The following is a 24,513-nucleotide window of genomic DNA, read 5'->3' as shown; positions in this document are numbered from 1 at the left end:
TGCGTGAGCGCAAGTCCATATTCTTGTATGCGTAAATCGATTCTACACAGCGTAACCATGTTTGTCCGTACTCTTATCAAATCCCCATTGCCCTGGCCCGTGCAAGGGGTTTGTTGCACAGGAAAATCCCCAGCAGAATGATCACGCCGCCGAGCAACATCGGCGCGGTCAACTGTTCGCCCAGCAGCAAGGCACCGCAGATCACCGCCGTCAGTGGGTTAAGGGCGATAAACACGCCGGAGCGCGTCGCGCCGATACGACGGATCCCGTCGTAGTAGCCGATATAGGCCAATGCCGAGCCCAGCACCCCAAGGTACAACAGGCTCAGCACTTGCGGCAGGCCGATGCCGGCAAGCGCTTGCAGCGTGACGCTACCGGTGAGCGTCGTAGTGGCCGTCAACATCAGGGTGCCCAGCAACACCGACCAGGTCACGGTCTGCAATGGGCCCAGGCTTGCGTTCAACCCTCGCGAACACAACGAATAAATGCCCCACGCCACTACGCAGCCAACAATCAACAGATCGCCCAATCCGCTGCCTGGGGTGGCCAGCAATTGCGGGTTGCGACTGATGATCACCGTGGCGGCGCCTGCCAGGCACAGCGCAATCCCGAACACCTTGGCGCGGCTCAGGCGTTCCTTGAACAGCCACCAGGAGGCCAGGCCAATCACCGCCGGGTTCAGCGCCACGATCAACGAGGCCCGTGACGCGTTGATGTACTGCAACCCGTAGAAGAAGCACAGGTTGTAGAAAAAAATCCCGAAAAAGCCCAGCACCGTCAGTTGCAACAGCTGGGGCACGCTCGGACGTACCAGACGGATGCGGGCCACCGCCATGAACAGCAACAGCGCCAGGCTGGCCAGGATAAACCGCAGGCTGGCGGCCAGCAGCGGGCTGATCTGATCGGCCAGGTAGCGCCCGGCGACAAAGGTGCCGCCCCAGATCATGGTGACGGCGGCGAGTTTGCAGTAAGTCAGGCGATCTGAAGTGACAAGCATGGGATTTGCTCAAGGAACAGGAGAATGGGCGTATTCTTCAGCTAATACCCCATCATCGTAAAATGAGTCTTTACTCATGACCCTGACGCAACTGGAAATCTTCTCCCTGGTAGCCGAGCTGCAAGGCTTCACCAGCGCGGCGCACCGATTGGGTGTCAGCCAATCGGCGGTGTCGCATGCCATCAAGGCCCTGGAGCAGGAGCTGGGGGTGGAGTTGTTCCGACGCCATCAGAGCCTGGTAGTACCGAGCGACATCGGCCAGCAACTGCTCGGCCGCGCCCGCGCCATGCTGGGCCTGGCCAATACACTGCAACAGGAGGCCGCCGATGCCCGAGGCATGAAACGCGGCACGTTGCGGATCGGCTCGTTTGGGCCAACCGCGTCGATTCGCCTGCTGCCAGGCATACTCGAGCACTTTCGCGCTGCGCATCCGGGCATTGAAGTGCATGTGGACGAAGGACCGGACCGGCAGGTGCTGGAGTGGCTGGACGAGCGCCGCATCGATGTGGGCTTCGTGGTACTGGAACAGGACCGTTTCGACACCTTCACCTTGTTCGAAGACCAGATGGTCGCGCTGTTGCCTGCTGATCATCCTTTGGCCGTGCGCGCCACCCTGACATTGCAGGACCTGTGTGACGACCCGTTCATTTTGACCCAGGCCGGTTCGTCGGAACTGGTATCGCGATTGTTCGGCGCCGCCCAATTGCGGCCCAAGGTCCGCTACCGCTGCGCCCAATTGCTGAGCACCCTGGACGCGGTCAGCCGTGGAGACGGGGTGAGCATCGTCGCCGAGGCATCGCTGCCGCTGGTGCCCGATACGCGCTATGTGCGGCGGCCGCTGTCACCGCGCGAACCGCGGCAGATAGGCCTGGCGGTACTGGACCGTCGGCAGTCTTCACCGGCGGCCCTGGCGTTCATCGAGATTGCACAGCGCCTTGCCGAAACGAGCATATTTGCGTCGGCCCATCTATCATCCAAATATTCCTGACCGGTCCGCCGGTACAGCTCCCTTCGCCACAGGCCGCTGCCTTCATGCCGCTCACCGTCAAAGGTCCTCGCAAGCCCTCCGCCCGCTACGCGATCAGCGCCCTGTGCGGGGTGCTGCCGATCTTTCTGGGCGTGGCCATCCTCTATTGGCAAGCCGAACGCACACTGCAACAAAGCACCGCCCGTACCGCAGTGGAAGCCGTGCGCCAGTTCGACCTGATGCTCGACAACACCGCCCTCGCCGCCCAGGCCCTGCTGCCGCTGGCCGGACAGCCTTGCGACAATGCTGCTCAATTGGCATTGCGCGAGCAGGTCACGCGGCGCCCCTTCGTGCGCGCAACCACCTTGTCCTGGCAGAAAAACATCTATTGCAGCTCATTGTTCGGCAGCGATTATGAGTCGTCGGTCAATCCGCGAGACTACGTCGACGGCACGCTTTGGTTGATGAACGGTAATCCTGTGACACCCGACACCGCCCTGCTGGTGTATCGATTGGTCGACGGCGATAAAGCCGCGTTTGCCTCGATTGACGGCTACCACCTGACCAACGCCCTGCGCCTGATCAGTCGCTACGCGGGCCTGACCCTTCAGGTCGGGCCTCATTGGCTCGGCCCTGACGGTAAAGTACAGGACGTGCCGGCACCCGCGTTTGCCGTGGCCGCTCAGCATTTGGCCTCCACGCATTATCCCTACAGCGTCGACGCCGGCATGCCCGCCGGTGAAGTGTGGCGATTCATGCGCGACCGCTACCCTGCCCTGTTCAGCCTGGTGCTGTTCTTTGGTGTATTGGCGGGCATGTTCGCGCATTGGCTGCAAAAACGCGTTTCTGCGCCGAGCCACGAACTGCAACGCGCACTCGGTGCCCACGAGTTCATCCCGTACTTCCAACCAGTGGTGCGCGGTGACACACGTGAATGGGCCGGCTGCGAAGTGCTGATGCGCTGGCAGCACCCCAAGGAAGGCTTGGTGCGACCGGACCTGTTCATTCCGCTCGCCGAGGATTGCGGCCTGATCGTACCGATGACCCGCGCCCTGTTGCGCCAGACCGCCGCGCAACTGGCGCCGCATGTGTCGCGCTTGCGCCCGGGGTTTCATATCGGTGTGAATATCACCGCCCGCCACTGCCAGGACCTGGCCCTGGTGGCGGACTGCCAAGCGTTTCTCGCGGCTTTCCCACCGGGCCGGGTGACGTTGGTGCTGGAACTGACCGAGCGCGAGCTGATCGAACCCACCGACATCACCCGACGCCTGTTCGATGCCCTGCATCAACTGGGTGTGATGATTGCCATCGATGACTTCGGCACCGGCCACTCCAGCCTGGGTTATTTGCGTCACTTCAATGTCGACTACTTGAAGATCGACCAGAGTTTTGTCGCGATGATCGGTGCCGACGCACTGTCCAGCCATATTCTGGACAGCATCATAGAACTGTCCGGCAAGCTCGACCTGGGTATCGTGGCCGAAGGCGTGGAAACAGTGCAGCAATGTGAATACCTGGCGGCCAAAGGCGTGGACTTCCTGCAAGGGTATCTGTTTGGACGGCCATTACCCGCTGACGAGTTCATTAAATCGCTGGTCGACGTTGAATAGCCACGCACTAGCGATATTGAAATAATGTTAGTGAGATGAAAGACGTGATTTACTCTTAGCAAATTAACTACTACAATTTTCCTGCCTGTGCGGCCCTCGCAGGAAGGCTTCTTTGTTGAGTCGCCTTAAAGCTCTTGATTCACAGCTTTGTCTGCAGTTGATATCAGCCAAATACACGATTGGAGTAACTATTTTGTCCAGACTTGCCGAATTTCGCGCAGCAGAAAAAGCCCTTCAAGAGCAGCTTGCCCAGCTGGAATCTCTGAAGAACGATGCTGGCCTGAAGAAAGAAATCGAGTTCGAAGAAAAGCTTCAAGCCCTGATGAAGAGCTATGGCAAAGGCCTGCGCGACATCATTTCCATCCTCGATCCAAACCCGGGCAAGGCCAGCGCAGCCGCTGCGACCGCACCCAAACAGCGCCGTGCACGCGTGGTCAAGGTCTACCACAACCCGCATACCGGCGAACTGATCGAAACCAAAGGCGGCAACCACCGCGGCCTCAAGGCCTGGAAAGAACAGTATGGCGCCGCCACTGTAGATTCGTGGCTTCGCGGCTGATCGCCGACACTAACAAAGAGCCCCGCTTACGCGGGGCTTTTTTTATTCAAGGGTTCGAAAGCGAACTTAAATAACATTTCATCTGTTCAAAATCGATCAGGCTGACACACTTAAAGTTTCAGACTGTCGCGCACCGAACTGACTTCACCCTTGCTCGAATCGTAGGCTTGGGCTTGCCCTGCGTAAGAAAAAACATAGGCCTTTTGGCTATCAACCGCCGCCACCAATGTTTGCGACAATACGTGACGGCCATTCTCGGTAATCACACAGGTAGTTTCCAGCGCCTCAAGACGGCTCAATGTTGCACTGTGCATTTTGGTGCACACGCTTTGATAACCGCCTTGGGCAAAATCTTTCTGAATGGATTTACGCATCTCCAACAACACACCTTGAAGATTAACGTTATGCCCTGCTTCGATTGGCGTACCGGTTAACTCCATGACCATCACCGTGTTGCCATTATCGTCTTGCTTGACGGCACGCTGGCGGGACACCGGTCGAGGGTTCGTCGAGGGTTCGCCGTCGGGCACATTCTCCACTTGCCAGCCTTCAGGCCATTGAATCTCGGGGCCCTCCGCCTGCACGAACGGGCTGGCCAACAGCAAAAACACAGCACTCAACAGCGGTTTACGAAGTTCGATCATTGCCAGAAATACCAGAGGTCCAAGGCGCAAAGTGTGAGCCCCACCAGCCGCCTGTCGCAAGGGCTGCGTGGCCTTTTTCATTTGGCGCCGCAGGCGAGCCTTGCGTATCATGACTGCGCTGCATGGATGCCGGCCGCAAGCCAAGGGAACGCTCCTCTCACCTGGAGCCGCGTTTGCCCCATTTTTTTCTGGAGGGCCCATGAGCCTGCACGAACTGAACACTTTCCCGGGCGTCACCGCCCAACCTGACACCGCCACCACGAACTTCGTGTTCAACCACACCATGCTGCGGGTCAAGGACATCACTCAGTCACTGGACTTCTACACCCGCGTCCTGGGTTTCTCGCTGGTTGAAAAACGCGACTTCCCGGAAGCCGAATTCAGCCTCTATTTCCTCGCCCTGGTCGACAAGGCGCAGATCCCAGCCGACGCCGCCGCCCGCACCCAATGGATGAAATCGATCCCGGGCATCCTGGAGCTGACGCACAACCACGGCACCGAAAACGACCCCGACTTTGCCTACCACAACGGCAACACCGACCCACGTGGTTTTGGCCATATCTGCATCTCGGTGCCGGACATCGTTGCGGCGTGCGAACGTTTCGAAGCACTGGGCTGCGACTTCCAGAAGCGCCTGAACGATGGCCGCATGAAAAGCCTGGCGTTCATCAAGGACCCGGATGGGTACTGGGTTGAGATTATTCAGCCGGCGCCGCTGTAACGAAAAAACCCCATGATCGCTCATGGGGTTTTTCGTATTCAGGCCCTGCTTTACGCCGGCGCAGATGTACGGATCAGGTGATCGAACGCGCTCAGGGAAGCCTTGGCGCCCTCGCCGACCGCAATCACGATCTGCTTGTACGGTACGGTCGTCACGTCACCGGCCGCGAACACGCCGGGCAGTGATGTCTCGCCACGTGCATCGACAATGATCTCGCCACGTGGCGTCAGCTCCACCGTGCCTTTGAGCCAATCGGTATTGGGCAGCAAACCGATCTGCACGAAGATGCCTTCCAGGTCGATGGTCTTGAATTCCCCACTGTCGCGATCCTTGTACGCAAGGCCAGTGACTTTCTGGCCATCACCTTTGACTTCACTGGTCAGTGCGCTGGTGATCACGTCAACGTTCGGCAGGCTGTGCAGCTTGCGTTGCAACACCGCATCGGCGCGCAGCTTATTGTCGAACTCAAGCAGGGTCACGTGGCTGACGATGCCGGCCAGGTCAATGGCCGCTTCTACGCCGGAGTTACCGCCGCCGATCACCGCTACGCGCTTGCCTTTGAACAACGGGCCGTCGCAGTGCGGGCAGAAACACACGCCCTTGGCCTTGTACTCCTGCTCACCCGGCACGCCCATTTCACGCCAGCGGGCGCCGGTGGCCAGGATTACGGTCTTGGACTTGAGCGTCGCACCGCTTTCGAAGCGAATCTCGTGCAAGTCGCCGGCATTTTTCGCCGGGATCAAGGCACTCGCACGCTGCAGGTTCATGATGTCCACGTCGTACTGACGCACATGGGCTTCCAGGGCACTGGCCAACTTCGGCCCTTCGGTTTCCTGTACCGAGATAAAGTTCTCGATGGACATGGTGTCCAGCACCTGGCCGCCAAAACGCTCGGCGGCAACGCCGGTGCGGATGCCTTTACGCGCAGCGTAGATAGCGGCCGAAGAACCGGCCGGGCCGCCGCCGACAACCAGTACATCAAAGGCCTCTTTGGCACTGATTTTTTCAGCAGCCTTTTCAATGCCGCTGGTGTCGAGCTTGGCGAGGATTTCTTCCAGACCCATGCGGCCCTGGCCGAAGTTCACGCCGTTGAGGTACACACTCGGTACCGCCATGATCTGGCGCTCATCGACTTCAGCCTGGAACAACGCGCCGTCGATGGCGACATGGCGGATATTCGGGTTGAGCACGGCCATCAGGTTCAGCGCCTGGACCACGTCCGGGCAGTTCTGGCACGACAGCGAGAAGTACGTCTCGAAGCTGAACTCGCCTTTGAGGGCGCGGATCTGTTCAATCACTTCGACACTGGCCTTCGACGGGTGGCCACCGACTTGCAGCAGGGCCAGCACCAGCGAAGTGAATTCATGGCCCATGGGGATGCCGGCGAAACGCAGGCTGATATCGGCACCCGGGCGGTTGATAGAGAACGATGGCTTGCGCGCATCATTGCCATCGGTTTTCAGGGTAATCAGCGTGGTGAGGCTGGTTACGTCTTGCAAAAGGGCGAGCATTTCCTGGGATTTCGCGCCGTCATCGAGGGAGGCGACGATCTCGATCGGCTGGGTGACCCGTTCCAGGTATGACTTCAACTGAGCTTTAAGATTGGCGTCCAACATACGGGCGATTTCCTGTTAATTCGATTTATTGCAGACAAAAAAACGCCCGAGCGAATCTCGCCCGGGCGTTTCAGGGGCGGATGCAGCTTACTTAAGTGCGGAATACCGCCCTTGAGACTTCACAGACTTAGATCTTGCCGACCAGATCCAGGGACGGAGCCAGAGTGGCCTCGCCTTCTTTCCACTTGGCTGGGCAGACTTCGCCCGGGTGGGCAGCCACGTACTGAGCGGCTTTGATTTTGCGCAGCAGCTCGGAAGCGTCACGGCCAACACCACCGTCGTTCAGTTCAACGATCTTGATCTGACCTTCCGGGTTGATCACGAAAGTACCGCGGTCTGCCAGGCCAGCTTCTTCGATCAGTACGTCGAAGTTGCGCGAGATGGTCAGGGTCGGGTCGCCGATCATGGTGTACTGGATTTTGCCGATGGCTGGCGAAGTGTTGTGCCAGGCAGCGTGGGCAAAGTGAGTGTCGGTGGAAACGCTGTAGATTTCGACGCCCAGTTTCTGGAATTCGGCGTAGTTGTCAGCCAGGTCTTCCAGCTCGGTTGGGCAGACGAAGGTGAAGTCGGCTGGGTAGAAGAAGACTACGGACCATTTGCCTTTCAGGTCAGCGTCGGTCACATCTACGAAGTTGCCGTTTTTGTAGGCGGTGGCTTTGAACGGTTTAACTTGGCTGTTGATGATAGGCATCGTTGACTCTCCGTCAGGGGTTAAGAAGTTGATGAAGTGAATCCTACCCACTCTCTTGACTGATGGCTCATTGGCAAAGCTGATGCTGACGATTGGTTTTCCCTATCAGGTGACTGTATTAATAGAAGAAAACTCAAAGCAGCGGTTGTGTGGCCAGGGTCATGCCGAGAAAAGGTGTCGCTTCAACATAGCGCATGGCGGATTTCATGTCGCTCCAGCCGACGTAACTCATCAATGACTTCAAGTCCCAGCCACTGCGATGGGCCCAGGTGGCAAAACCCCGGCGCAGGGAGTGGCTGGTGTACTGCTCGGCGGCGATGCCCGCGCGCTCAAGCGCCTGGCGCAATAACGGGATCACACTGTTGGGATGCAGGCCCTCCTCGCCCAGGTTGCCCCAGCGATCAATGCCGCGAAACACCGGGCCGCGCACCAACGCAGACGCACTGAGCCACTCGGTGTAGGCCTGTACCGGGCACAGCCGCAGCAGCGCCGGGGTGTGATAAGTCTTGCCGAGGTTGTCGCGGTCGCTTTTGCTGCGCGGCAGGTACAAGCTGATCCCGGCGCCTGGCGTGGCCTGCACATGCTCGATACTCAATCGACACAACTCATCGCTGCGAAAGCCGCGCCAGAAGCCCAGCAGGATCAACGCGGTGTCGCGCTTGGCCCGCAGCAGCCTGGGCTGATCCTGCGCCTCGCCGGCCTTGCGCGCTTCGACTTCAAGGGATGCCACCACCTGCTCCAGGTGTTTGAGCTGCAACGGTTCGGCTTGCTTTTCCTGCGCCGGGTGCACGGCCCGAATCCCTTTGAGCACTTTGCGCACCACGGGGGCTTTCGTCGGGTCGGGAAAACCCTGACTGGTGTGCCATTGCGCTAACGCCGAGAGCCGCAATTTCAAGGTGTTGACCGCCAATACACCCGCATGCGCCACCAGATAGCGCGCCACGCTGTCGCTGGTGGCCGGCAGGAAACCACCCCAACTCACTTCAAAGTGCTCGATGGCGGCGCGGTAGCTACGCCGCGTGTTATCGCGGGTGGCGGCGTTGAGGTAACGATCCAGATCGCTCATGGGAGGCCTATTCGTACTGCGGGTGGACGTAGCGGCGTCAAAACCGACTATGACACGGGATAATACGCCAATATCCCATCTGTTAAAGGATGAATTCAAACGACGTTTTATTAGTGTTATAGTACGTGTATACATACTATGTACCACAGTACTAAATCGACGGAGACCCCATGGCGCGCGGCGGCATAAACAAAGCAGTGGTTCAAACGGCACGCCTGGCGATCCTCGCCCGCGGCGAAAACCCCAGCATCGATGCCGTACGCATCGAGATGGGCAATACCGGCTCGAAAACCACGATTCACCGTTATCTGAAGGAGCTGAACGACAGCGAGACCCGGCTGACCATCACCGAAGCCCCTATCGACGACGAGTTGGGCGAACTGGTAGCGCGGCTGGCCCAACGCCTGAAAGAAAAAGCCCAGGAGCCCATCGACCTGGCGCTGGGGCAATTCGAGCAACAAAAAGCCGCCCTGCTCGCCCAACTGCAGACGCTGGAAGCGGCCCACAGCCAGCTCAAGCAGCAATTCGATATCCAGGCCGCCGCGCTGGCGGAAGAAAGCGCCGCCCTGCAAACCGCCTGCACCAGCCTGCAAACCGAGCAAACCCGCAACGCCGGACTCAGCCAGGCGTGCAGCGATTACGAACTAAGGATCAGTGACAAGGACGAACAGATTCGTTCGCTGGAAGACAAGCACCTGCACGCCCGCGAAGCGCTCGAGCACTATCGCAACGCAATCCAGGAGCAGCGCGAGCAGGAACAGCGGCGCCACGAAGGCCAGTTGCAGCAGGTACAGGCAGAACTGCGCCAGGCCCAGCAAAGCGCGATGGTGCGTCAGGATGAGATCACCCAGCTGCATCGCGACAATGAACGTTTGCTGATCGAGCACCGGGTAGCGGCCAAAGAGCTGGCGGCGCTGCAGGATCAGGTGCGCAAGGACCAGGCCCAGCAAGGCAAGCTGAACGAACAGCTGAGCCAGATCGATAGCGAGCGCACCCTGCTGCAGGAGCGCCTGCGGGTGGCAGCCCTGCAAAGCGAGTCACGCCAGCAAGCGCTGAGCGAGCTTCAGCAGGTCAACAAGACGCTGGAACTGGACCTTGTCAAAGCCCACGCCAGTATCGAGGCATTGCGCCTGGCGGCCGTCGTTGCAACGGCGCCAGAGGCAACACCCGACACCTGATCAGTGCGCCACAGGCGTGCGCATGGTGACGAACTCTTCCGCCGCCGTCGGATGCACCCCGATGGTCTCATCGAAATGCCGCTTGGTCGCGCCCGCCTTGAGCGCGATCGCCAGGCCCTGGACGATCTCACCGGCGTCCGGGCCAACCATATGGCAGCCCAACACCTTGTCGGTGTCGGCATCGACCACCAGTTTCATCAAGGTCTTTTCCTGGCAGTCCGTGAGCGTCAGCTTCATCGGCCGGAAGCGGCTTTCGAAGACCTGCACGTTATGCCCATTCTTCTTCGCGTCCTCCTCCGTCAGGCCGACCGTACCGATATTCGGCAGGCTGAACACGGCCGTCGGGATCATGGCGTAATCCACCGGGCGATACTGCTCGGGCTTGAACAAACGACGCGCCACGGCCATGCCTTCGGCGAGCGCCACCGGTGTCAGCTGCACGCGACCGATTACATCGCCAATCGCCAGGATGGATGCCTCAGCGGTTTCGTACTGCTCATTGACTTGAATAAACCCACGCTCATCGAGTTTGACCCCGGTGTTTTCCAGGCCGAGGTTATCCAGCATCGGACGGCGGCCGGTGGCGTAGAACACGCAATCGGTTTCCAATACACGACCATCCTTGAGGGTGGCCTTGAGGCTACCGTCGGCTTGCTTGTCGATGCGCTCGATGTCGGCATTGAATTGCAGGTCCAGGCCGCGTTTGGTCAGCTCTTCCTGCAGGTGCTTGCGCACCGCGCCGTCAAAACCACGCAAGAACAGGTCACCGCGATACAGCAGCGAAGTCTTGGCGCCCAGGCCATGGAAAATACCGGCGAATTCAACCGCAATATAACCGCCGCCGACCACCAGCACGCGCTTAGGCAACTCTTTGAGGAAGAACGCTTCGTTGGAGCCGATGGCGTGTTCGCGCCCTGGAATCTCCGGAATCTGCGGCCAGCCGCCGGTGGCGACCAGAATATGCTTGGCGGTGAAGCGCTCGCCATTGATTTCCACCTGATGCGCACCCACCAGGCGCGCATGCCCTTCATGCAGCGTTACGCCGCTGTTGACCAGCAGGTTGCGGTAGATGCCATTGAGACGATTGATCTCACGGTCTTTGTTGGCGATCAGGGTTGCCCAATCAAAGTTCGCCTCGCCCAGGGACCAGCCGAAACCACTGGCCTGCTCGAAGTCTTCGGCAAAATGCGCGCCGTACACGAGCAATTTCTTGGGCACGCAGCCCACGTTCACGCAGGTACCGCCCAGGTAGCGGCTTTCCGCCACGGCCACCTTGGCACCAAAGCCGGCGGCAAAGCGCGCCGCACGAACACCGCCGGAACCGGCGCCAATTACATACAGGTCAAAATCGTAGGCCATTTCACTCTCCTCGGCAGGCCATCAGCATACCGACTTACATGGGGCTGAAAAACGAAAAAGCCACCCGAAGGTGGCTTTCTCTTACAAGCGTGCAGGCAAGCGTGAATCAGTAAGCCTTGCCGGTCTTGTAGAAGTGCTCGTAGCAGAAGTTGGTGGCTTCGATGTAGCCTTCGGCGCCGCCGCAGTCGAAACGCTGGCCCTTGAACTTGTAGGCAATCACGCAGCCGTCTTTGGCTTGCTTCAACAGAGCGTCAGTGATCTGGATCTCGCCGCCTTTGCCTGGCTCGGTTTCTTCGATCAGCTTGAAGATGTCCGGAGTCAGGATGTAACGACCGATAATCGCCAGGTTCGACGGCGCATCTTCCGGTGCCGGTTTTTCAACCATGTCACGCACGCGGATCAGGCCATCACCAATGTCGTCACCGGCGATAACCCCGTACTTGTTGGTTTCGGTCGGGTTCACTTCCATGACCGCGACGATGGTGCAACGGTATTTCTGATACAGCTTGACCATCTGGGTCAGTACGCCGTCGCCTTCCAGGTTGACGCACAGGTCATCCGCCAGGACCACGGCGAACGGCTCGTCACCGATCAGCGGGCGGCCGGTGAGGATCGCGTGGCCAAGGCCTTTCATCTGGGTCTGACGGGTGTAAGAGAAGGAGCACTCGTCCAGCAGCTTACGGATACCAACCAGGTATTTTTCCTTGTCGGTGCCCTTGATCTGGTTTTCCAGCTCGTAGCTGATGTCGAAGTGGTCTTCCAGCGCGCGCTTACCGCGGCCGGTGACGATGGAAATTTCGTTCAGACCGGCATCCAGTGCCTCTTCCACGCCGTACTGAATCAGTGGCTTGTTCACCACCGGCAGCATTTCTTTGGGCATGGCCTTGGTCGCTGGCAAGAAGCGAGTGCCGTAACCGGCTGCTGGGAACAAGCATTTCTTGATCATATGGGTCCTTACAAAGGGCTGTGCGTACGAAATTCGGCGCAGTCTAATCAGGCCGCAGCCACCTTACAATGGGAGCTGCTGGCGTTGCGATGTCATCATAGAGAAAAAATGTCAGCGTAAGTTCCGCTTATCTTACAAAGAGGTTCTCCACTGGCACGGCAAAATCTACCGGCCGCTCATCATTTCAACGGGCTGTGGTCTTTTTAGCATGCTTTTCAGGCAGGAACACTGACTTGGAATAACTTACGCGGCCCTGCGACATTTGGCGCTATCATTGCACCCTTGAACCAGACCAGACGAGATTGTTAATAGATGTCAGAACCAAAAGGCGTGAACGGCTACCTGATCACCCAGCGAGCCGACGGCTGGCACCTGATCAACTTCCACGGAGACAGCGTCGCTGGCGTTTTCGAAACAGAAAGCATGGCGATCGCGGTAGCCGAAGTGTTCGTGGATGAAGCGGGCCACGCGTCGAGCAAACGACCGAAGGGCAAGTAAGTCTTCAGCCCCTACGCAAAAAGCCCCGATTGACGGGGCTTTTTTTGTGTTTGTCTGTACCTAGATGGCAGTTAGCTATAATCTGCCGAAAATGCGCCACGACCGTGTCAGCACCCCCTCCCACACCCTCGACGACGAACACACATGAACAAACTTCTGGCACTGACTGCGGTACTGGCACTCGCCGGCTGCACCACCACGTCCGACGTCTACCTGAAAAACGGTGAACAAGGCCTGACCATCGATTGCTCGGGAGAAGCCAACGCCTGGGCGAGCTGCTACGAAAAAGCCGATGCCTCCTGCGCCGGTACCGGTTACCGCATTGTCGGCACCGAAGGTACACCGTCGCTCAAGGAGAGCGACAAGACCCTGGGCCAGGACGTGGGCAACTACAAGACCCGCAGTGTGGTCGTGGTCTGCAAGTAGCCTGAGGCTACAGGTGGATCTCGGCGAACTTGATGCCCAGCTCCCGAAGGATTTCGGTCAATTCATCCAGGCTTGCGAAGGATTCGACCTCATCCTGATCGTCCACCAGGAAAAAACTGCGCCCGCCGCTCTTTTTGAAAAATACGATCCACTCGCCGAGGTCGGCAGGGTTCTGGATCACATGGGTGGCCGAGAGTTGCCCCTCGGCATTGTGGGTTCTGACGTGTTCACGCTTCATATCTGATTTTTCCACCATGGCATCAGCCGGAAATGCAGGCTTCCCCGGCGCTCTTCACGTCACCTGGACGGATCGGCACATTGGACATGCTTTCATAGAGCTTGATGCTGCTGCCGCTGGAGCGCTCTTCGATTTCAAAAATCGCCGAAGGGTCGGCGGAGAATTTCTGCGGCACGATCACGCGCACCCCTTCTTTATGCGGTTCGATTTGCGGCGGACGGCGGGTCGTAGACAATTTCTGTACCACACATGCGGCGTATTCCTGGGGCTTTTTCCCGGAAATGACGGCCAGCGTCGGCGGGGTCTGCTTGATATCTGCCACCGAAGCACAGCCACCTATCGCCAAGGCCAGAACCAACACACTCCACTTCATACGAAAACCTCCGATAAAGACGCTACGACAGCGGGGATGAGAATTTTCTCCCGCAGACGTAGGATTTATCCCTGATAACTCGGTAAATAACTGTTTTAAATTGTCGACGCCGTTGAAGACGAGCCGATAATAAACGCGCTAGGGCTGATAAACTCTATCTTAACCTACGTATCGTTCTGATTTTTCAGTAAAAGCCCTTCTGGAGACACCCTCATGAAATTCATCCACCAGCGCGAACACCTCAACGAGGGAGACATTGTCGTCATAGAATGCTCACAGACTTGTAATATCCGTCTGATGAGCGATGCGAATTTTCGCAGTTTCAAAAATGGCGGCCGCCACACCTACCACGGCGGCGCATTCGACAAATTCCCCGCCAAAATCACCGCACCGAGCACCGGGTTCTGGAACATCACCCTGGACGTGGTCACGCGTCGGGCGATCAGCGTCACCCGCAAGCCCGCGTTGTCCCACAAGATTCGTATTGTTCGTCGTACCAGCACCAAGCTGAGCTGATCAGAACGCACCACAGGAAATAGCCGTGACTCCTACTACCAAATACGTCATCAAGTACAAGCTCAACGGCGAACGCCGCTTTGAGTTCGCCCAACTGACGACCAATAGCGTGGAAGAAGCCAAGCAAGCCTTGGCGAAAATCCATGATGCCAGCGATGAAATCACTGACATCAACGTGAGCAAGGCGCTGTAAGCCATGCCCGGCCCTACTGCCGACCTGTTCGCCGACGACGCCCTGCAACAACCCGCCGGGCGCGAGCAAATTGGCGAACAGTCCTATGTGCTAAAGGGCTATGCCCTGCCCTGGATCGAGCGGCTTCTGCCCGAACTACGCCGCGTACTGGCACAATCCCCGTTTCGGCACATGGTCACCCCTGGCGGGTTTACCATGTCCGCGGCGTTGAGCAGTTGTGGCGAACTGGGCTGGACCACCGATGCCCGCGGCTATCGCTACAGCCCGCTGGACCCGCATAGCCAGCAACCCTGGCCGGCCCTGCCCGACGCGGTGCGAGAACTGGCCGTACTGGCGGCAGCCGAGGCCGGGTTCAGCGACTTCGCCCCGGATGCCTGCCTGATCAACCGCTATGTACCCGGCGCGAAAATGTCCCTGCACCAGGACAAAAACGAACGTGACTACCGTGCGCCCGTGGTGTCGGTGTCCCTCGGGCTGCCGGCGATTTTCTTGTTTGGAGGCCGCGAGCGCAGCGACAAGCCAAAAAAAATCCCGTTGTTTCATGGCGACGTCGTGATCTGGGGCGGGATTGATCGCCTGCGCTTTCACGGTGTGATGCCGATCAAGGACGGCGTACACCCCATCATGGGCGCGCAACGCATCAACCTCACCCTGCGCACCGCCGGCTGATTTGAGCGCAAGCTTCGGGGTGTCAGGTAGTCACGGCACGGCTAATCTGCCGAGAGTCCGTCAAGAGTGCCGATTATGACTACCGAACAAGACCCGCGCTGGGCAGCGATCCTGGCCCGCGACCCCAAGGCCGACTCGTTGTTCGTCTATGGCGTGAAAACCACCGGTGTGTATTGCCGCCCCAGCAGCGTGTCGCGCTTGCCGCGCCCGGAAAATGTCGAGTTCTTCGACACACCGGCGCAAGCCGAAGCGGCGGGATATCGGCCCAGTAAGCGTGCCGTCGGAGATCAGACCCAACGTGCGGCACAGCATGCGCAACGGGTGGCCGACGCCTGCCGTCATATTGAGCAAGCCGACACCCCGCCCAGCCTCGATATCCTTGCCGCACGGGCGGGCCTGAGCCCGTTTCACTTCCATCGCGTGTTCAAGTCCGTCACCGGCCTGACTCCCAAGGCCTACGCCAGTGCCCATCGCTCGCGTAAGTTGCGCGCTGGGCTCAAAGGCCAGCACCGGGTGACGGACGCGCTGTATGACGCCGGTTTTAATTCCAACAGTCGCTTTTATGCGTCAGCCGATCAGTTGCTCGGCATGAAACCCAGCGATTACAAAGCTGGCGGCAGCCACAACGAAATCCTGTTCGCCGTCGGCCAATGCTCCCTGGGGGCGATTCTCGTGGCGCAGAGCACGCGCGGCGTGTGCGCGATCCTGCTGGGCGATGACCCCGACACGCTGGTGCGGGATCTGCAGGATCAATTCCCCAAGGCCGACCTGGTCGGCGCCGACCGCCGTTTCGAACAGTTGATCGCACAGGTGGTGGGGTTTATCGAAGCCCCCGCCCTGGGCCTGGACCTGCCACTGGATGTGCGCGGCACCGCGTTCCAGGAACGGGTTTGGCAAGCCTTGCGCGAGATTCCGGTAGGCAGCACGGCCAGCTACGCGCGGATCGCCGAGCAGATCGGCGCGCCCCAGTCGTTTCGCGCGGTGGCCCAGGCCTGCGGCGCCAACCGCCTGGCAGTGGCAATCCCTTGTCATCGCGTGGTGCGCAGCAATGGTGACCTGTCGGGTTACCGCTGGGGGGTTGAGCGCAAGCGCCAATTGCTCGACCGCGAACGCGGCGACTGAACCGCACGAAAAGCCAGCGTCGTCCAGTGAATAAAACAGACTGGCCGGGCAACGGATGCCCTGCTAAAACAGCGAAAAGACCGACTGACACTGGAGACGCATCCCATGAGCAACTGGCCAGACACGCGCATTCTCGACCTGTTGGGCATAGAGGTGCCCATTATCCAGGCGCCCATGGCCGTCGGTACCACCCCCGCCATGGTGATCGCCGCCAACCGGGCGGGCGCGCTGGGCTCGATGCCGGCCGCCGCGCTGAGCATCGAACAGTTGCGCGACGCACTGACCCGCATCCGCCAGGCCAGCGATCGACCGATCAACGTCAATTTTTTCTGCCATCAGCCGCCGGCGCCTGACGAAGCGCGGGACCGCCGCTGGAAAGCGCTGCTGGAGCCCTACTACCGCGAACTGGGCGCCGATTTTGATGCGCCGACGCCGGTGTCCAACCGTGCGCCATTCAACGATGCCGCCTGCCAGGTCGTTGAAGCGTTTCGCCCGCAGGTCGTCAGTTTTCACTTCGGCCTGCCGGAAAAATCCCTGCTGGCGCGGGTAAAAGCCACAGGCGCCAAGGTGTTGTCCTCCGCCACCACCGTGGAAGAGGCGATCTGGCTGGAGCGTCATGGCTGCGATGCAATTATCGCCATGGGCCTTGAAGCCGGCGGGCATCGTGGCTTGTTTCTCAGCGACGATCTCAATACCCAGATCGGCCTGTTCGCGCTGTTGCCGCAGATCGTCGACGCCGTGAGCGTGCCGGTGATTGCCGCCGGCGGCATCGGCGATGCACGCGGCATTGTCGCGGCCTTCGCCCTCGGCGCCTCGGCCGTGCAGATCGGCACAGCGTACCTGTTCACCCCCGAAGCGAATGTGACCACCGCCCATCACTACGCATTGCGCCACGCCCAGGCCAGCGAAACAGCACTGACCAACCTGTTCACCGGCCGTCCCGCGCGCGGCATCGTCAATCGGGTGATGCGCGAATTGGGCGCGATCAATCCGGCGGCGCCTGCCTTTCCCACGGCCGGTGGCGCGTTAATGCCGCTCAAGGCCAAGGATGAAGCCGGCTTCAGCAACCTCTGGTCGGGCCAGGCACTGCGCCTGTGCAAGGACGTGACCACCTATGAGCTGACCCGCGAGCTGGCGGCACAAGCCCTGGCCAGACTCAAGTAACCCTGCCACCTGCGGCAACGTTGCGCTGTACCGGCAATGGCCAACCGCTATATATTCGCATACATAGCGGTTAGCCCTTTTACCCCCGTGCCGTACATCCCCAGGAGCTGCTCCATGATGATTCACGCCTCACGCCTGGCCGTGCTGATCGCCGTGTTAGCGGTCGGCTCGGCCAACGCCGATGAAGTCCAGGTGGCCGTCGCAGCCAACTTCACCACGCCGATCCAGGCAATTGCCGTCGACTTCCAAAAAGACACCGGCCATACGCTGGTCGCGTCCTACGGTGCTACCGGGCAGTTTTACACGCAGATCAAGAACGGCGCGCCATTCGAGGTGTTCCTCAGCGCCGACGACACCACCCCGCAAAAACTCGAAAACGAAGGCGACACCGTCAAGGGCTCACGCTTCACCTATGCCGTGGGCACGTTGGCGCTGTGGTCGGCCAAAGAAGGCTATGTGGACGCCAAGGGCGACGTGTTGAAGAAAAACGCCTTCCAGCACCTGTCCATCGCCAACCCGAAAGCCGCCCCCTACGGCCTGGCCGCCGTTCAAGTGCTGGCCAAAGAGGGCCTGACCGAGCAGGTCAAGGCCAAGCTGGTTGAAGGCCAGAACATCACCCAGGCCTATCAATTCGTGTCCACCGGTAATGCCGAGCTGGGTTTCGTGGCCTTGTCGCAGATCTATAAAGACGGCAAAGTCACCCAAGGTTCGGCGTGGATCGTCCCCACCTCCCTGCATGACCCGATCAAACAGGACGCGGTGATCCTCAACAAGGGCAAAGACAGCGCCGCTGCCAAGGCGTTGGTTGAGTACCTGAAAGGCCCCAAAGCCGCTGCCGTCATCAAGTCCTACGGTTACGAGCTCTAAATGCCGCTATCGAGTGCCGATTTTTCCGCCATCTGGTTGACCATCAAACTGGCGTCACTGACTACCGTGATCCTGCTGGTCATCGGCACGCCGATTGCCCTGTGGCTGTCGCGTACCCGCTCCTGGTGGCGTGGTCCCATTGGCGCAATCGTCGCCCTGCCGTTGGTGCTGCCACCCACGGTGATCGGCTTCTATCTGCTGTTGACCATGGGGCCCAACGGTTACGTCGGCCAGTTCACGCAATGGCTGGGCCTGGGCACTCTCACCTTCAGTTTTACCGGGCTGGTGATCGGCTCGGTGATCTACTCCATGCCGTTTGTGGTGCAGCCGTTGCAAAACGCTTTCTCCGCGATCGGCACGCGCCCGCTGGAAGTGGCCGCGACCCTGCGCGCCAATCCCTGGGACACCTTCTTCAGCGTGACGCTGCCGTTGGCACGCCCGGGATTCATCACCGCGGCGATCCTCGGGTTTGCCCATACGGTGGGTGAATTCGGCGTGGTCCTGATGATCGGCGGCAATATCCCGGACAAGACCCGCGTGGTCTCGGTGCAGATCTACGACCATGTCGAAGCCATGGAATACGCCCAAGCCCATTGGCTGGCCGGGTCCATGGTGGTCTTCGCGTTCCTCGTATTGCTGGCACTGTACTCCAGCCGTAAAACCCGGATGGGCTGGAGCTGATGTCGATGATTGATGTACGCCTGCAACTCAAGTACTCGGACTTCGCCCTGGAGGTGGACCTGCATCTGCCTGGGCGCGGCGTGACGGCGCTGTACGGGCAATCCGGCTCCGGCAAAACCACCTGCCTGCGCTGCATCGCCGGGCTTGAGCGTGCGCACGACGGGTTTATCCAGGTCAACGATGAAGTCTGGCAAGACAGCCGCGCGGGGGTGTTCGTCGCGCCGCATAAGCGCGCGTTGGGCTATGTGTTCCAGGAGGCCAGCCTGTTCGCGCATTTGTCGGTGCGCGCCAACCTGGAATTCGGCCTCAAGCGCATCCCCCGCCAGCAACGTCGCGTGGACATGGCTCAGGCCACCGAGTTGCTGGGCATCGGCCACTTGCTCGAGCGCAACCCGCTGCACCTCTCCGGCGGCGAACGCCAGCGCATCGGTATCGCCCGCGCCTTGCTCACCAGCCCTCGATTGCTGTTGATGGATGAGCCACTGGCGGCCCTCGACAGCCAGCGCAAGGGCGAGATCCTGCCGTATCTGGAGCGCCTGCACGACGAACTGGATATTCCCGTGCTGTATGTCAGCCATGCCCAGGATGAAGTGGCGCGCCTGGCCGACCATATCGTGCTGCTGAGCGCCGGCAAGGCCCTGGCCAGCGGCCCCATCGGCGAAACCCTGGCGCGGCTCGACCTGCCGCTGGCACGCGGCGACGACGCCGGTGTGGTCATCAACGGCACCGTCAGTGCCTACGACGCGCACTATCAGTTGCTGACGCTGCAACTGCCGGGCAGCGCGCTGCCGATGCGCGTGGCCCATGCGCCGCTGGCCGTGGGAAAAGCGTTGCGGGTCAAGGTGCAGGCGCGGGACGTGAGCCTGAGCCTGCAAGCCGAAGAACACAGCAGTATCCTCAACCGCCTGCCGGTGACGGTGACCGAGGAAATTCCCGCCGACAACAGCGCCCACGTGCTGGTGCGCCTGGACGCCGATGGCACACCGTTGCTGGCGCGCATCACGCGCTTCTCCCGCGATCAGTTGCAACTGCATCCCGGCCAGGTGCTATGGGCGCAAATCAAGGCAGTCGCGGTGCTGGCGTAACTATTTGGCACGACCACACAGGGCTGCGGTCAATCAGACATACCGGCCTGATGTGTTGCCAAGGAAACCGCCCATGCCTGACTCTGCGCTGCCCGCCGACCTACCCCGCGATTTGCATTACGTTGACGACACCCAACCCGGCATCCGCCGCAAGAAAGTGCGCGGCAAATTCCAGTATTTCGATGCCAATGGCCAGCGCATCACCGACGCTGACGAGATCAAGCGTCTCAATGCCCTGGCCGTGCCACCCGCCTACACTGACGTGTGGATCTGCGCCGATCCGCGCGGCCATCTGCAGGCCACCGGACGCGATGCCCGTGGCCGCAAGCAATACCGTTATCACGCGCGCTGGCGTGAAGTGCGCGACAGCGATAAATACGCGCGCCTGCAGGCGTTCGGCAAGGCGCTTCCCACATTGCGCAAGCAATTGGAAGCGCAACTGGCGGAACCCGGTTTTACCCGCGAGAAAGTCCTGGCCACCGTGGTGATGCTGTTGGATGCCACCTTGATCCGCGTCGGCAATACCCAGTATGCCCGCGACAATAAATCCTACGGACTGACCACCCTGCGCAACCGCCACGTGGGCATCAAGGGCAGCGAAATCAAGTTTCAGTTCCGGGGCAAAAGCGGCGTGGAGCATCAGGTCAGCGTCAAGGACCGGCGCCTGGCCACGGTGGTCAGACGCTGCATGGAACTACCGGGGCAGAACCTGTTCCAGTACCTGGATGAGGACGGTGAGCGTCACACCGTCAGCTCCCAGGATGTGAATGCCTACCTGCACAGCCTGACCGGCGCCGACTTCACCGCCAAGGACTACCGCACCTGGGCCGGCACCGCCATGGCGCTGGCGGTGCTGCGCGAACTGCAATGGCAGCCCGAGTCCGATGCCAAGCGGCACGTGGTGGCGATGGTCAAGGACGTCGCCAGGCAACTGGGCAATACGCCGGCGGTGTGCCGCAAGTGTTATATCCACCCCGCCGTGCTGGAGCATTTCAGCCTGGGCGAGCTGTCAAAACTGCCCAAGCCGCGCATGCGCAAGGGGCTCAAGGCCGAGGAAGTCGCCCTGGCCATGTTCCTTGAACAGCTCGCCAAGGAACGTTAGGTCGTGCAGCTGAAAGCTGTCTGAGATCATTGCGCACGTCAGCAAAGCGTCCTACCGTAGTGGCCGGTTAATCTCATTGAGGAGCCCGGCCCCATGCTGCCTTCGTCCCACAAGCCGTTTGCCAACGTCGCGCTTGCTCACCAACAGCGTTGGCGCGGTCGGATCGGCTTGATGCTGGTGGCCAGCCTTTCGGTGCTGGCGGGCATGACCGACGCCATTGGCTTTATGGCCAGCGGTGACTTCGTGTCGTTCATGAGCGGTAACACCACGCGCCTGGCGGTGGCGATCAGCGCCGGTGATCTTGGCTTGACAGGACGCCTGCTGCTGCTGGTCGCCACCTTCGTTATCGGCAACGCGTTGGGCGTGATGGTCAGCCGCTACGGGCGGCGACATGCGCTGCCCTTGCTGCTGTGCATTGCCATGCTGTTGTGTGCGGGCGCGCTGTGGCCGTTCGAGGATGCCTTGCCCGCATTGCTGGCGGCGATCACGGCGATGGGCATGCTCAATGCGGCGGTAGAAGAAGTGAATGGTTTACCGGTGGGGCTGACCTACGTCACCGGGGCGCTGTCACGCTTCGGTCGTGGCCTGGGCCGCTGGATGCTGGGGGAGCGCCGCAACGGTTGGCGAGTGCAGTTGATCCCGTGGTGCGGCATGTTTGTCGGCGCGGTGATCGGTGCGCTGCTGGAGCAGCAGATGGGCCTGAAGGCGTTGCTGGTCAGCGGCGTATTGGCGGGGCTGCTGGGGTTGTTGACACTGAAGATCCCTCGACGCTGGCACTTGGGGTTTATGCCACGGTAAAGGAAAGGATGCTCGCCCGAGGTACTGGCCTCGACATCCGTGTACTGGTAAAGAGCCATTACCTCGGGCGAGCGACGTGAATAATAAGCGAATGTCCGACGGCTGTCCCGCCGGGCGTTTCCGAATATGACTAAGGCAACGGATTACAGACAAGTCGCCAGTGCGGCCAAACGACGCTTGGCGGGCATATTGTCGTCGGCGGCGTAGTACTTGACGCTGGAACCGCCACCCGCGCTTTGCACGTCCACAAAATAGTCGCCGCCCGTTGTGTAAACGGTGAAACCGCCCGCGCCGATCGGCTCCTTGAAGCCGCCGGCGTCAACGCCAAACACGCTTTCATCCTGCCAACCGAACTGGATGCATTCGGCGACCACCAGGGTTGCCTTGTCCGACGCCAGGGTCTTGTAAGGGCTGCCGGTACGCGCTTCTTTCATTTTCGAACCCGCGCAACCGGCCAGTGCTGCCAGTACCAATGCGCCCATGACCACCTTTCGCATGCCATCGCTTCCTTGAAAAAAACGCGACTGTATCACTCGCCGCCACCTCGCACGACGCCATACGCCTTAACGCCCAAGCTGGCGTCAGTCACAATCATGGCATTATGATGTCGCCGTTGGCCTCACTGAGGAGGCCACGGGATACTCTCTACAAGGAAGCGTCATGAAAGATTTCGTCATCAGCGTCAATAACTATGTTCTCTACATTGCACTGGCCTTCGTATGGCTCATCGGGCTGGTATCGATGTTCAGCGCAAGTTTTCTGTCGGGCCTGGCGGTCCTGGTCGGTGGCACGCTGACCTGGTGCATCGTCTCCGGCTTCTGGTTTGTGCAGTCGGCTACCTACGAAGAACTGCGCAAGCTCAACGCCAAAAACTGACGCGACACGGCGGTCCTTCTGGGGTCGCTTTACCGCCAGCCGCATGAATTTAGTTTCACTGTGAAGGGAGATTCGCACATTTATAGTGGCCAGGCTCATTTTTAGAAGTCTTCCTTCTGCCCGCCCTCCCGCGGGCTTTTTTACGCCTGCGCGTCAGACCCACCAGCGAAACAGATAGAACAACGCCATGCTCAGCAGCACGGTAGTCAACACATTGCGCGTCCAGTACATCAGGCCTATCGCGCAGATACCGGCCAGGAAATACGGATTGGCCGGGCTCAGGTTGAGCTGGTGATCGGGCAAAAAAATGATCGGCCCGCAAATCGCCGTCAGCATGCCCGGTACCGCAAATCCCAGAAACTCCCGCGCGCCGCGGTTGAGGCGCACCGGCAGGCGCGGTTCGATAAACAGGTAACGGTTGAAAAACACCACCAGGCCCATGCCCACGATCATCAGATAAATCATGGCTGCCCTACTCCCAGTCGTTTGCAGGCAAACCCCGCGCTCATGCCCAGCACGCCGGACACCACCACCGCCGACTCCCAGTGCAGATAACTCAGCCACACCGAACTCAGCAAGGCCACCGCCACGCAGACCACCGTCGGCGCATCGCGCACCACTGGCGTGATCAAGGCGATAAAGGTCGCGGCAATCGAAAACTCCAGGCCCAATTGATCAAGGCCCGGAATGCTTTTACCCAGCACGATGCCAGCGAGGGTGAACAGGTTCCAGATGATATAAAACGTCAGGCCCACGCCCAACGCATACCAGCGGTTGAAGGTCTGGCGGTCATAATGGCTGACCAGCGCGAAGAACTCATCGGTGAGCAGAAACCCCAGGCTCATGCGCCAGCGCGCCGTGAGCGGCGAAAGCACCGGACGCAGGTGCATGCCGTAGAGCAGATGCTGGGAGGTCAGCAGCAAGGTGGTCAGCACAATGGAAATCAGGCTGGCGCCGCCCTTGACCATGCCGATGGCAACCAACTGCGCGGCACCGGCAAACACAATGACGGACAAGCCTTGGGCCTGCAGCGGGGTAAATTGCGCGTCGATGGCCATGGAGCCGGCGAGCAGCCCCCAGGGCGCACAGGCCAGGGATAACGGAATGACGGCAATGGCGCCGCGAGCGAAGGCGTAATGAGGCAAGGCAGCAGACATGGAAACGGCTCATCGACAGACAGTCGACAAGCATGCCAGGGCGAAAAAAGGTTGTCTTGAACGATCTTGCTCAGGCGAGCTTTACCGACACCTGCCCCACCGAATCACGCGCTTCTCGCAGTTCATGGGCGTCCTGATTGAGCCGGTGAATGGTATTGAGCAGGCGTTGACGTAGCACTTCATCAGAGAGTTTTTCCACGGCACGCATCAAGTCGAACGCCGCGGTTTCGTTATTTTCCGCGACGCAATCCAGGGTCTTGCGCAGGTTACGAGTGGCTCGGGTCACGCGGGTCTTCCTTCATCGGCAATGGGCAGGCACTTTAGGACATGCGTGTTTCATTTTAATTTCAAACACTTGTGTGTCGATTCGCGGATTATTGATCCCTATCAATCG

The 24,513-nt window shown here is 59.9% G+C and carries 31 protein-coding genes; 18 read left to right on the top strand and 13 right to left on the bottom strand.

Going from position 1 to position 24,513, the window contains the following annotated elements; translation table 11 throughout:
- Positions 1 to 76 precede the first annotated feature (76 nt).
- Positions 77 to 997: a DMT family transporter gene (locus PSH66_RS15070; protein WP_003173842.1), complete on the bottom strand. Its 921-nt coding sequence runs from the start codon at positions 995 to 997 to the stop codon at positions 77 to 79.
- 76 nt (positions 998 to 1,073) lie between these two features.
- Between PSH66_RS15070 and PSH66_RS15065 the strand changes: the two genes are divergently transcribed.
- The 3 genes from PSH66_RS15065 (at position 1,074) to PSH66_RS15055 (ending at position 4,133) form a co-directional block, all read left to right on the top strand.
- On the top strand, positions 1,074 to 1,985 hold the full coding sequence (locus tag PSH66_RS15065; RefSeq protein ID WP_305429545.1) for a LysR family transcriptional regulator: 912 nt from the start codon (positions 1,074 to 1,076) through the stop codon (positions 1,983 to 1,985).
- Positions 1,986 to 2,029: 44 nt separating this feature from the next.
- Entirely contained in the window at positions 2,030 to 3,574 is a 1,545-nt protein-coding gene (locus PSH66_RS15060) for an EAL domain-containing protein (protein ID WP_305429544.1), read from the top strand.
- Between the two features lie 193 nt (positions 3,575 to 3,767).
- Complete coding sequence (locus PSH66_RS15055) at positions 3,768 to 4,133, top strand: histone-like nucleoid-structuring protein, MvaT/MvaU family (protein WP_003173839.1); 366 nt, start codon at positions 3,768 to 3,770, stop codon at positions 4,131 to 4,133.
- Positions 4,134 to 4,243: 110 nt separating this feature from the next.
- Here PSH66_RS15055 and PSH66_RS15050 read toward each other — a convergent pair whose 3' ends face one another.
- Positions 4,244 to 4,777 carry a DUF4946 domain-containing protein gene (locus PSH66_RS15050; RefSeq protein WP_042945731.1) on the bottom strand — a complete coding sequence of 178 codons (534 nt, stop codon included), beginning with the start codon at positions 4,775 to 4,777 and terminating at the stop codon, positions 4,244 to 4,246.
- A 199-nt stretch (positions 4,778 to 4,976) separates the two neighbouring features.
- Between PSH66_RS15050 and gloA the strand changes: the two genes are divergently transcribed.
- Positions 4,977 to 5,498 carry a lactoylglutathione lyase gene (gene gloA, locus PSH66_RS15045; protein ID WP_078824595.1) on the top strand — a complete coding sequence of 174 codons (522 nt, stop codon included), beginning with the start codon at positions 4,977 to 4,979 and terminating at the stop codon, positions 5,496 to 5,498.
- A gap of 50 nt (positions 5,499 to 5,548) precedes the next feature.
- Here the strand turns inward: gloA and ahpF are convergent, their stop codons facing one another.
- The 3 genes from ahpF to PSH66_RS15030 all read right to left on the bottom strand — a co-directional run bounded on the left by ahpF (position 5,549) and on the right by PSH66_RS15030 (position 8,871).
- A complete protein-coding gene (gene ahpF / locus PSH66_RS15040) occupies positions 5,549 to 7,114 on the bottom strand; it encodes an alkyl hydroperoxide reductase subunit F (protein ID WP_003173836.1) in 1,566 nt (521 codons plus the stop codon).
- Between the two features lie 127 nt (positions 7,115 to 7,241).
- Positions 7,242 to 7,805: an alkyl hydroperoxide reductase subunit C gene (gene ahpC / locus PSH66_RS15035; protein WP_003173835.1), complete on the bottom strand. Its 564-nt coding sequence runs from the start codon at positions 7,803 to 7,805 to the stop codon at positions 7,242 to 7,244.
- A 133-nt stretch (positions 7,806 to 7,938) separates the two neighbouring features.
- Positions 7,939 to 8,871 (bottom strand): site-specific integrase, encoded by a 933-nt coding sequence (locus tag PSH66_RS15030; RefSeq protein WP_042944658.1) that lies wholly within the window; start codon positions 8,869 to 8,871, stop codon positions 7,939 to 7,941.
- Positions 8,872 to 9,041: 170 nt separating this feature from the next.
- On the opposite strand from PSH66_RS15030, the gene PSH66_RS15025 reads away from it, so the two are divergent.
- Positions 9,042 to 10,049, top strand: a complete 1,008-nt coding sequence (locus PSH66_RS15025; protein WP_305429541.1) for a DNA-binding protein — start codon at positions 9,042 to 9,044, stop codon at positions 10,047 to 10,049.
- On the opposite strand, the gene gorA is transcribed toward PSH66_RS15025, so the two are convergent.
- Both gorA and galU read right to left on the bottom strand, forming a co-directional pair.
- Complete coding sequence (gene gorA / locus PSH66_RS15020; protein WP_003173831.1) at positions 10,050 to 11,408, bottom strand: glutathione-disulfide reductase; 1,359 nt, start codon at positions 11,406 to 11,408, stop codon at positions 10,050 to 10,052.
- Between the two features lie 106 nt (positions 11,409 to 11,514).
- Positions 11,515 to 12,354: a UTP--glucose-1-phosphate uridylyltransferase GalU gene (galU, locus tag PSH66_RS15015; protein ID WP_003173830.1), complete on the bottom strand. Its 840-nt coding sequence runs from the start codon at positions 12,352 to 12,354 to the stop codon at positions 11,515 to 11,517.
- Between the two features lie 312 nt (positions 12,355 to 12,666).
- Here galU and PSH66_RS15010 point away from each other — a divergent pair, with 312 nt between their 5' ends.
- Together PSH66_RS15010 and PSH66_RS15005 are read left to right on the top strand one after the other, a co-directional pair.
- Entirely contained in the window at positions 12,667 to 12,852 is a 186-nt protein-coding gene (locus tag PSH66_RS15010) for a hypothetical protein (protein ID WP_003173828.1), read from the top strand.
- 144 nt (positions 12,853 to 12,996) lie between these two features.
- Positions 12,997 to 13,278, top strand: coding sequence for a hypothetical protein (locus PSH66_RS15005; protein WP_003173827.1), 282 nt, complete (start codon positions 12,997 to 12,999; stop codon positions 13,276 to 13,278).
- A gap of 7 nt (positions 13,279 to 13,285) precedes the next feature.
- On the opposite strand, the gene PSH66_RS15000 is transcribed toward PSH66_RS15005, so the two are convergent.
- Together PSH66_RS15000 and PSH66_RS14995 are read right to left on the bottom strand one after the other, a co-directional pair.
- The gene (locus PSH66_RS15000; RefSeq protein WP_042944655.1) at positions 13,286 to 13,516 is read right to left on the bottom strand and encodes a hypothetical protein; all 231 of its coding nucleotides are present in this window, start codon (positions 13,514 to 13,516) and stop codon (positions 13,286 to 13,288) included.
- Between the two features lie 22 nt (positions 13,517 to 13,538).
- Positions 13,539 to 13,889 carry a hypothetical protein gene (locus PSH66_RS14995; RefSeq protein ID WP_003173825.1) on the bottom strand — a complete coding sequence of 117 codons (351 nt, stop codon included), beginning with the start codon at positions 13,887 to 13,889 and terminating at the stop codon, positions 13,539 to 13,541.
- A gap of 213 nt (positions 13,890 to 14,102) precedes the next feature.
- Between PSH66_RS14995 and PSH66_RS14990 the strand changes: the two genes are divergently transcribed.
- The 10 genes from PSH66_RS14990 (at position 14,103) to PSH66_RS14945 (ending at position 22,086) form a co-directional block, all read left to right on the top strand.
- The gene (locus PSH66_RS14990; protein WP_003173824.1) at positions 14,103 to 14,405 is read left to right on the top strand and encodes a DUF1883 domain-containing protein; all 303 of its coding nucleotides are present in this window, start codon (positions 14,103 to 14,105) and stop codon (positions 14,403 to 14,405) included.
- A 25-nt stretch (positions 14,406 to 14,430) separates the two neighbouring features.
- On the top strand, positions 14,431 to 14,598 hold the full coding sequence (locus tag PSH66_RS14985) for a hypothetical protein (protein ID WP_003173823.1): 168 nt from the start codon (positions 14,431 to 14,433) through the stop codon (positions 14,596 to 14,598).
- Between the two features lie 3 nt (positions 14,599 to 14,601).
- On the top strand, positions 14,602 to 15,267 hold the full coding sequence (gene alkB / locus PSH66_RS14980; RefSeq protein ID WP_003173822.1) for a DNA oxidative demethylase AlkB: 666 nt from the start codon (positions 14,602 to 14,604) through the stop codon (positions 15,265 to 15,267).
- 75 nt (positions 15,268 to 15,342) lie between these two features.
- Positions 15,343 to 16,389 carry a bifunctional DNA-binding transcriptional regulator/O6-methylguanine-DNA methyltransferase Ada gene (gene ada, locus PSH66_RS14975; RefSeq protein ID WP_003173821.1) on the top strand — a complete coding sequence of 349 codons (1,047 nt, stop codon included), beginning with the start codon at positions 15,343 to 15,345 and terminating at the stop codon, positions 16,387 to 16,389.
- 105 nt (positions 16,390 to 16,494) lie between these two features.
- On the top strand, positions 16,495 to 17,553 hold the full coding sequence (locus PSH66_RS14970) for a nitronate monooxygenase family protein (RefSeq protein WP_305429538.1): 1,059 nt from the start codon (positions 16,495 to 16,497) through the stop codon (positions 17,551 to 17,553).
- A gap of 114 nt (positions 17,554 to 17,667) precedes the next feature.
- Positions 17,668 to 18,420 (top strand): molybdate ABC transporter substrate-binding protein, encoded by a 753-nt coding sequence (gene modA, locus PSH66_RS14965; protein WP_305429537.1) that lies wholly within the window; start codon positions 17,668 to 17,670, stop codon positions 18,418 to 18,420.
- On the top strand, positions 18,421 to 19,101 hold the full coding sequence (gene modB / locus PSH66_RS14960; protein WP_003173818.1) for a molybdate ABC transporter permease subunit: 681 nt from the start codon (positions 18,421 to 18,423) through the stop codon (positions 19,099 to 19,101).
- A complete protein-coding gene (gene modC, locus PSH66_RS14955; protein ID WP_003173817.1) occupies positions 19,101 to 20,186 on the top strand; it encodes a molybdenum ABC transporter ATP-binding protein in 1,086 nt (361 codons plus the stop codon). The genes modB and modC overlap by 1 nt, the downstream gene beginning before the upstream one ends.
- Positions 20,187 to 20,259: 73 nt before the next feature.
- Entirely contained in the window at positions 20,260 to 21,288 is a 1,029-nt protein-coding gene (locus tag PSH66_RS14950) for a DNA topoisomerase IB (RefSeq protein ID WP_141063814.1), read from the top strand.
- A gap of 93 nt (positions 21,289 to 21,381) precedes the next feature.
- Positions 21,382 to 22,086, top strand: coding sequence for a YoaK family protein (locus tag PSH66_RS14945; RefSeq protein ID WP_141063815.1), 705 nt, complete (start codon positions 21,382 to 21,384; stop codon positions 22,084 to 22,086).
- 143 nt (positions 22,087 to 22,229) lie between these two features.
- Here the strand turns inward: PSH66_RS14945 and PSH66_RS14940 are convergent, their stop codons facing one another.
- Positions 22,230 to 22,583 carry a hypothetical protein gene (locus PSH66_RS14940; RefSeq protein ID WP_042944652.1) on the bottom strand — a complete coding sequence of 118 codons (354 nt, stop codon included), beginning with the start codon at positions 22,581 to 22,583 and terminating at the stop codon, positions 22,230 to 22,232.
- A gap of 163 nt (positions 22,584 to 22,746) precedes the next feature.
- On the opposite strand from PSH66_RS14940, the gene PSH66_RS14935 reads away from it, so the two are divergent.
- Positions 22,747 to 22,962, top strand: a complete 216-nt coding sequence (locus tag PSH66_RS14935) for a hypothetical protein (protein ID WP_042944651.1) — start codon at positions 22,747 to 22,749, stop codon at positions 22,960 to 22,962.
- Between the two features lie 153 nt (positions 22,963 to 23,115).
- Here PSH66_RS14935 and PSH66_RS14930 read toward each other — a convergent pair whose 3' ends face one another.
- The 3 genes from PSH66_RS14930 to PSH66_RS14920 all read right to left on the bottom strand — a co-directional run bounded on the left by PSH66_RS14930 (position 23,116) and on the right by PSH66_RS14920 (position 24,405).
- Complete coding sequence (locus tag PSH66_RS14930; protein WP_003173813.1) at positions 23,116 to 23,427, bottom strand: AzlD domain-containing protein; 312 nt, start codon at positions 23,425 to 23,427, stop codon at positions 23,116 to 23,118.
- Positions 23,424 to 24,119, bottom strand: a complete 696-nt coding sequence (locus tag PSH66_RS14925) for an AzlC family ABC transporter permease (protein ID WP_003173812.1) — start codon at positions 24,117 to 24,119, stop codon at positions 23,424 to 23,426. The genes PSH66_RS14930 and PSH66_RS14925 overlap by 4 nt, the downstream gene beginning before the upstream one ends.
- Before the next feature lie 70 nt (positions 24,120 to 24,189).
- Positions 24,190 to 24,405 carry a hypothetical protein gene (locus PSH66_RS14920; protein ID WP_003173811.1) on the bottom strand — a complete coding sequence of 72 codons (216 nt, stop codon included), beginning with the start codon at positions 24,403 to 24,405 and terminating at the stop codon, positions 24,190 to 24,192.
- Positions 24,406 to 24,513: the final 108 nt, after the last annotated feature.

This window comes from Pseudomonas sp. FP597, assembly GCF_030687435.1.
Taxonomy (GTDB): Bacteria; Pseudomonadota; Gammaproteobacteria; order Pseudomonadales; family Pseudomonadaceae; genus Aquipseudomonas; species Aquipseudomonas lactucae.
This window is presented reverse-complemented; position numbering and strand designations above follow the sequence as displayed.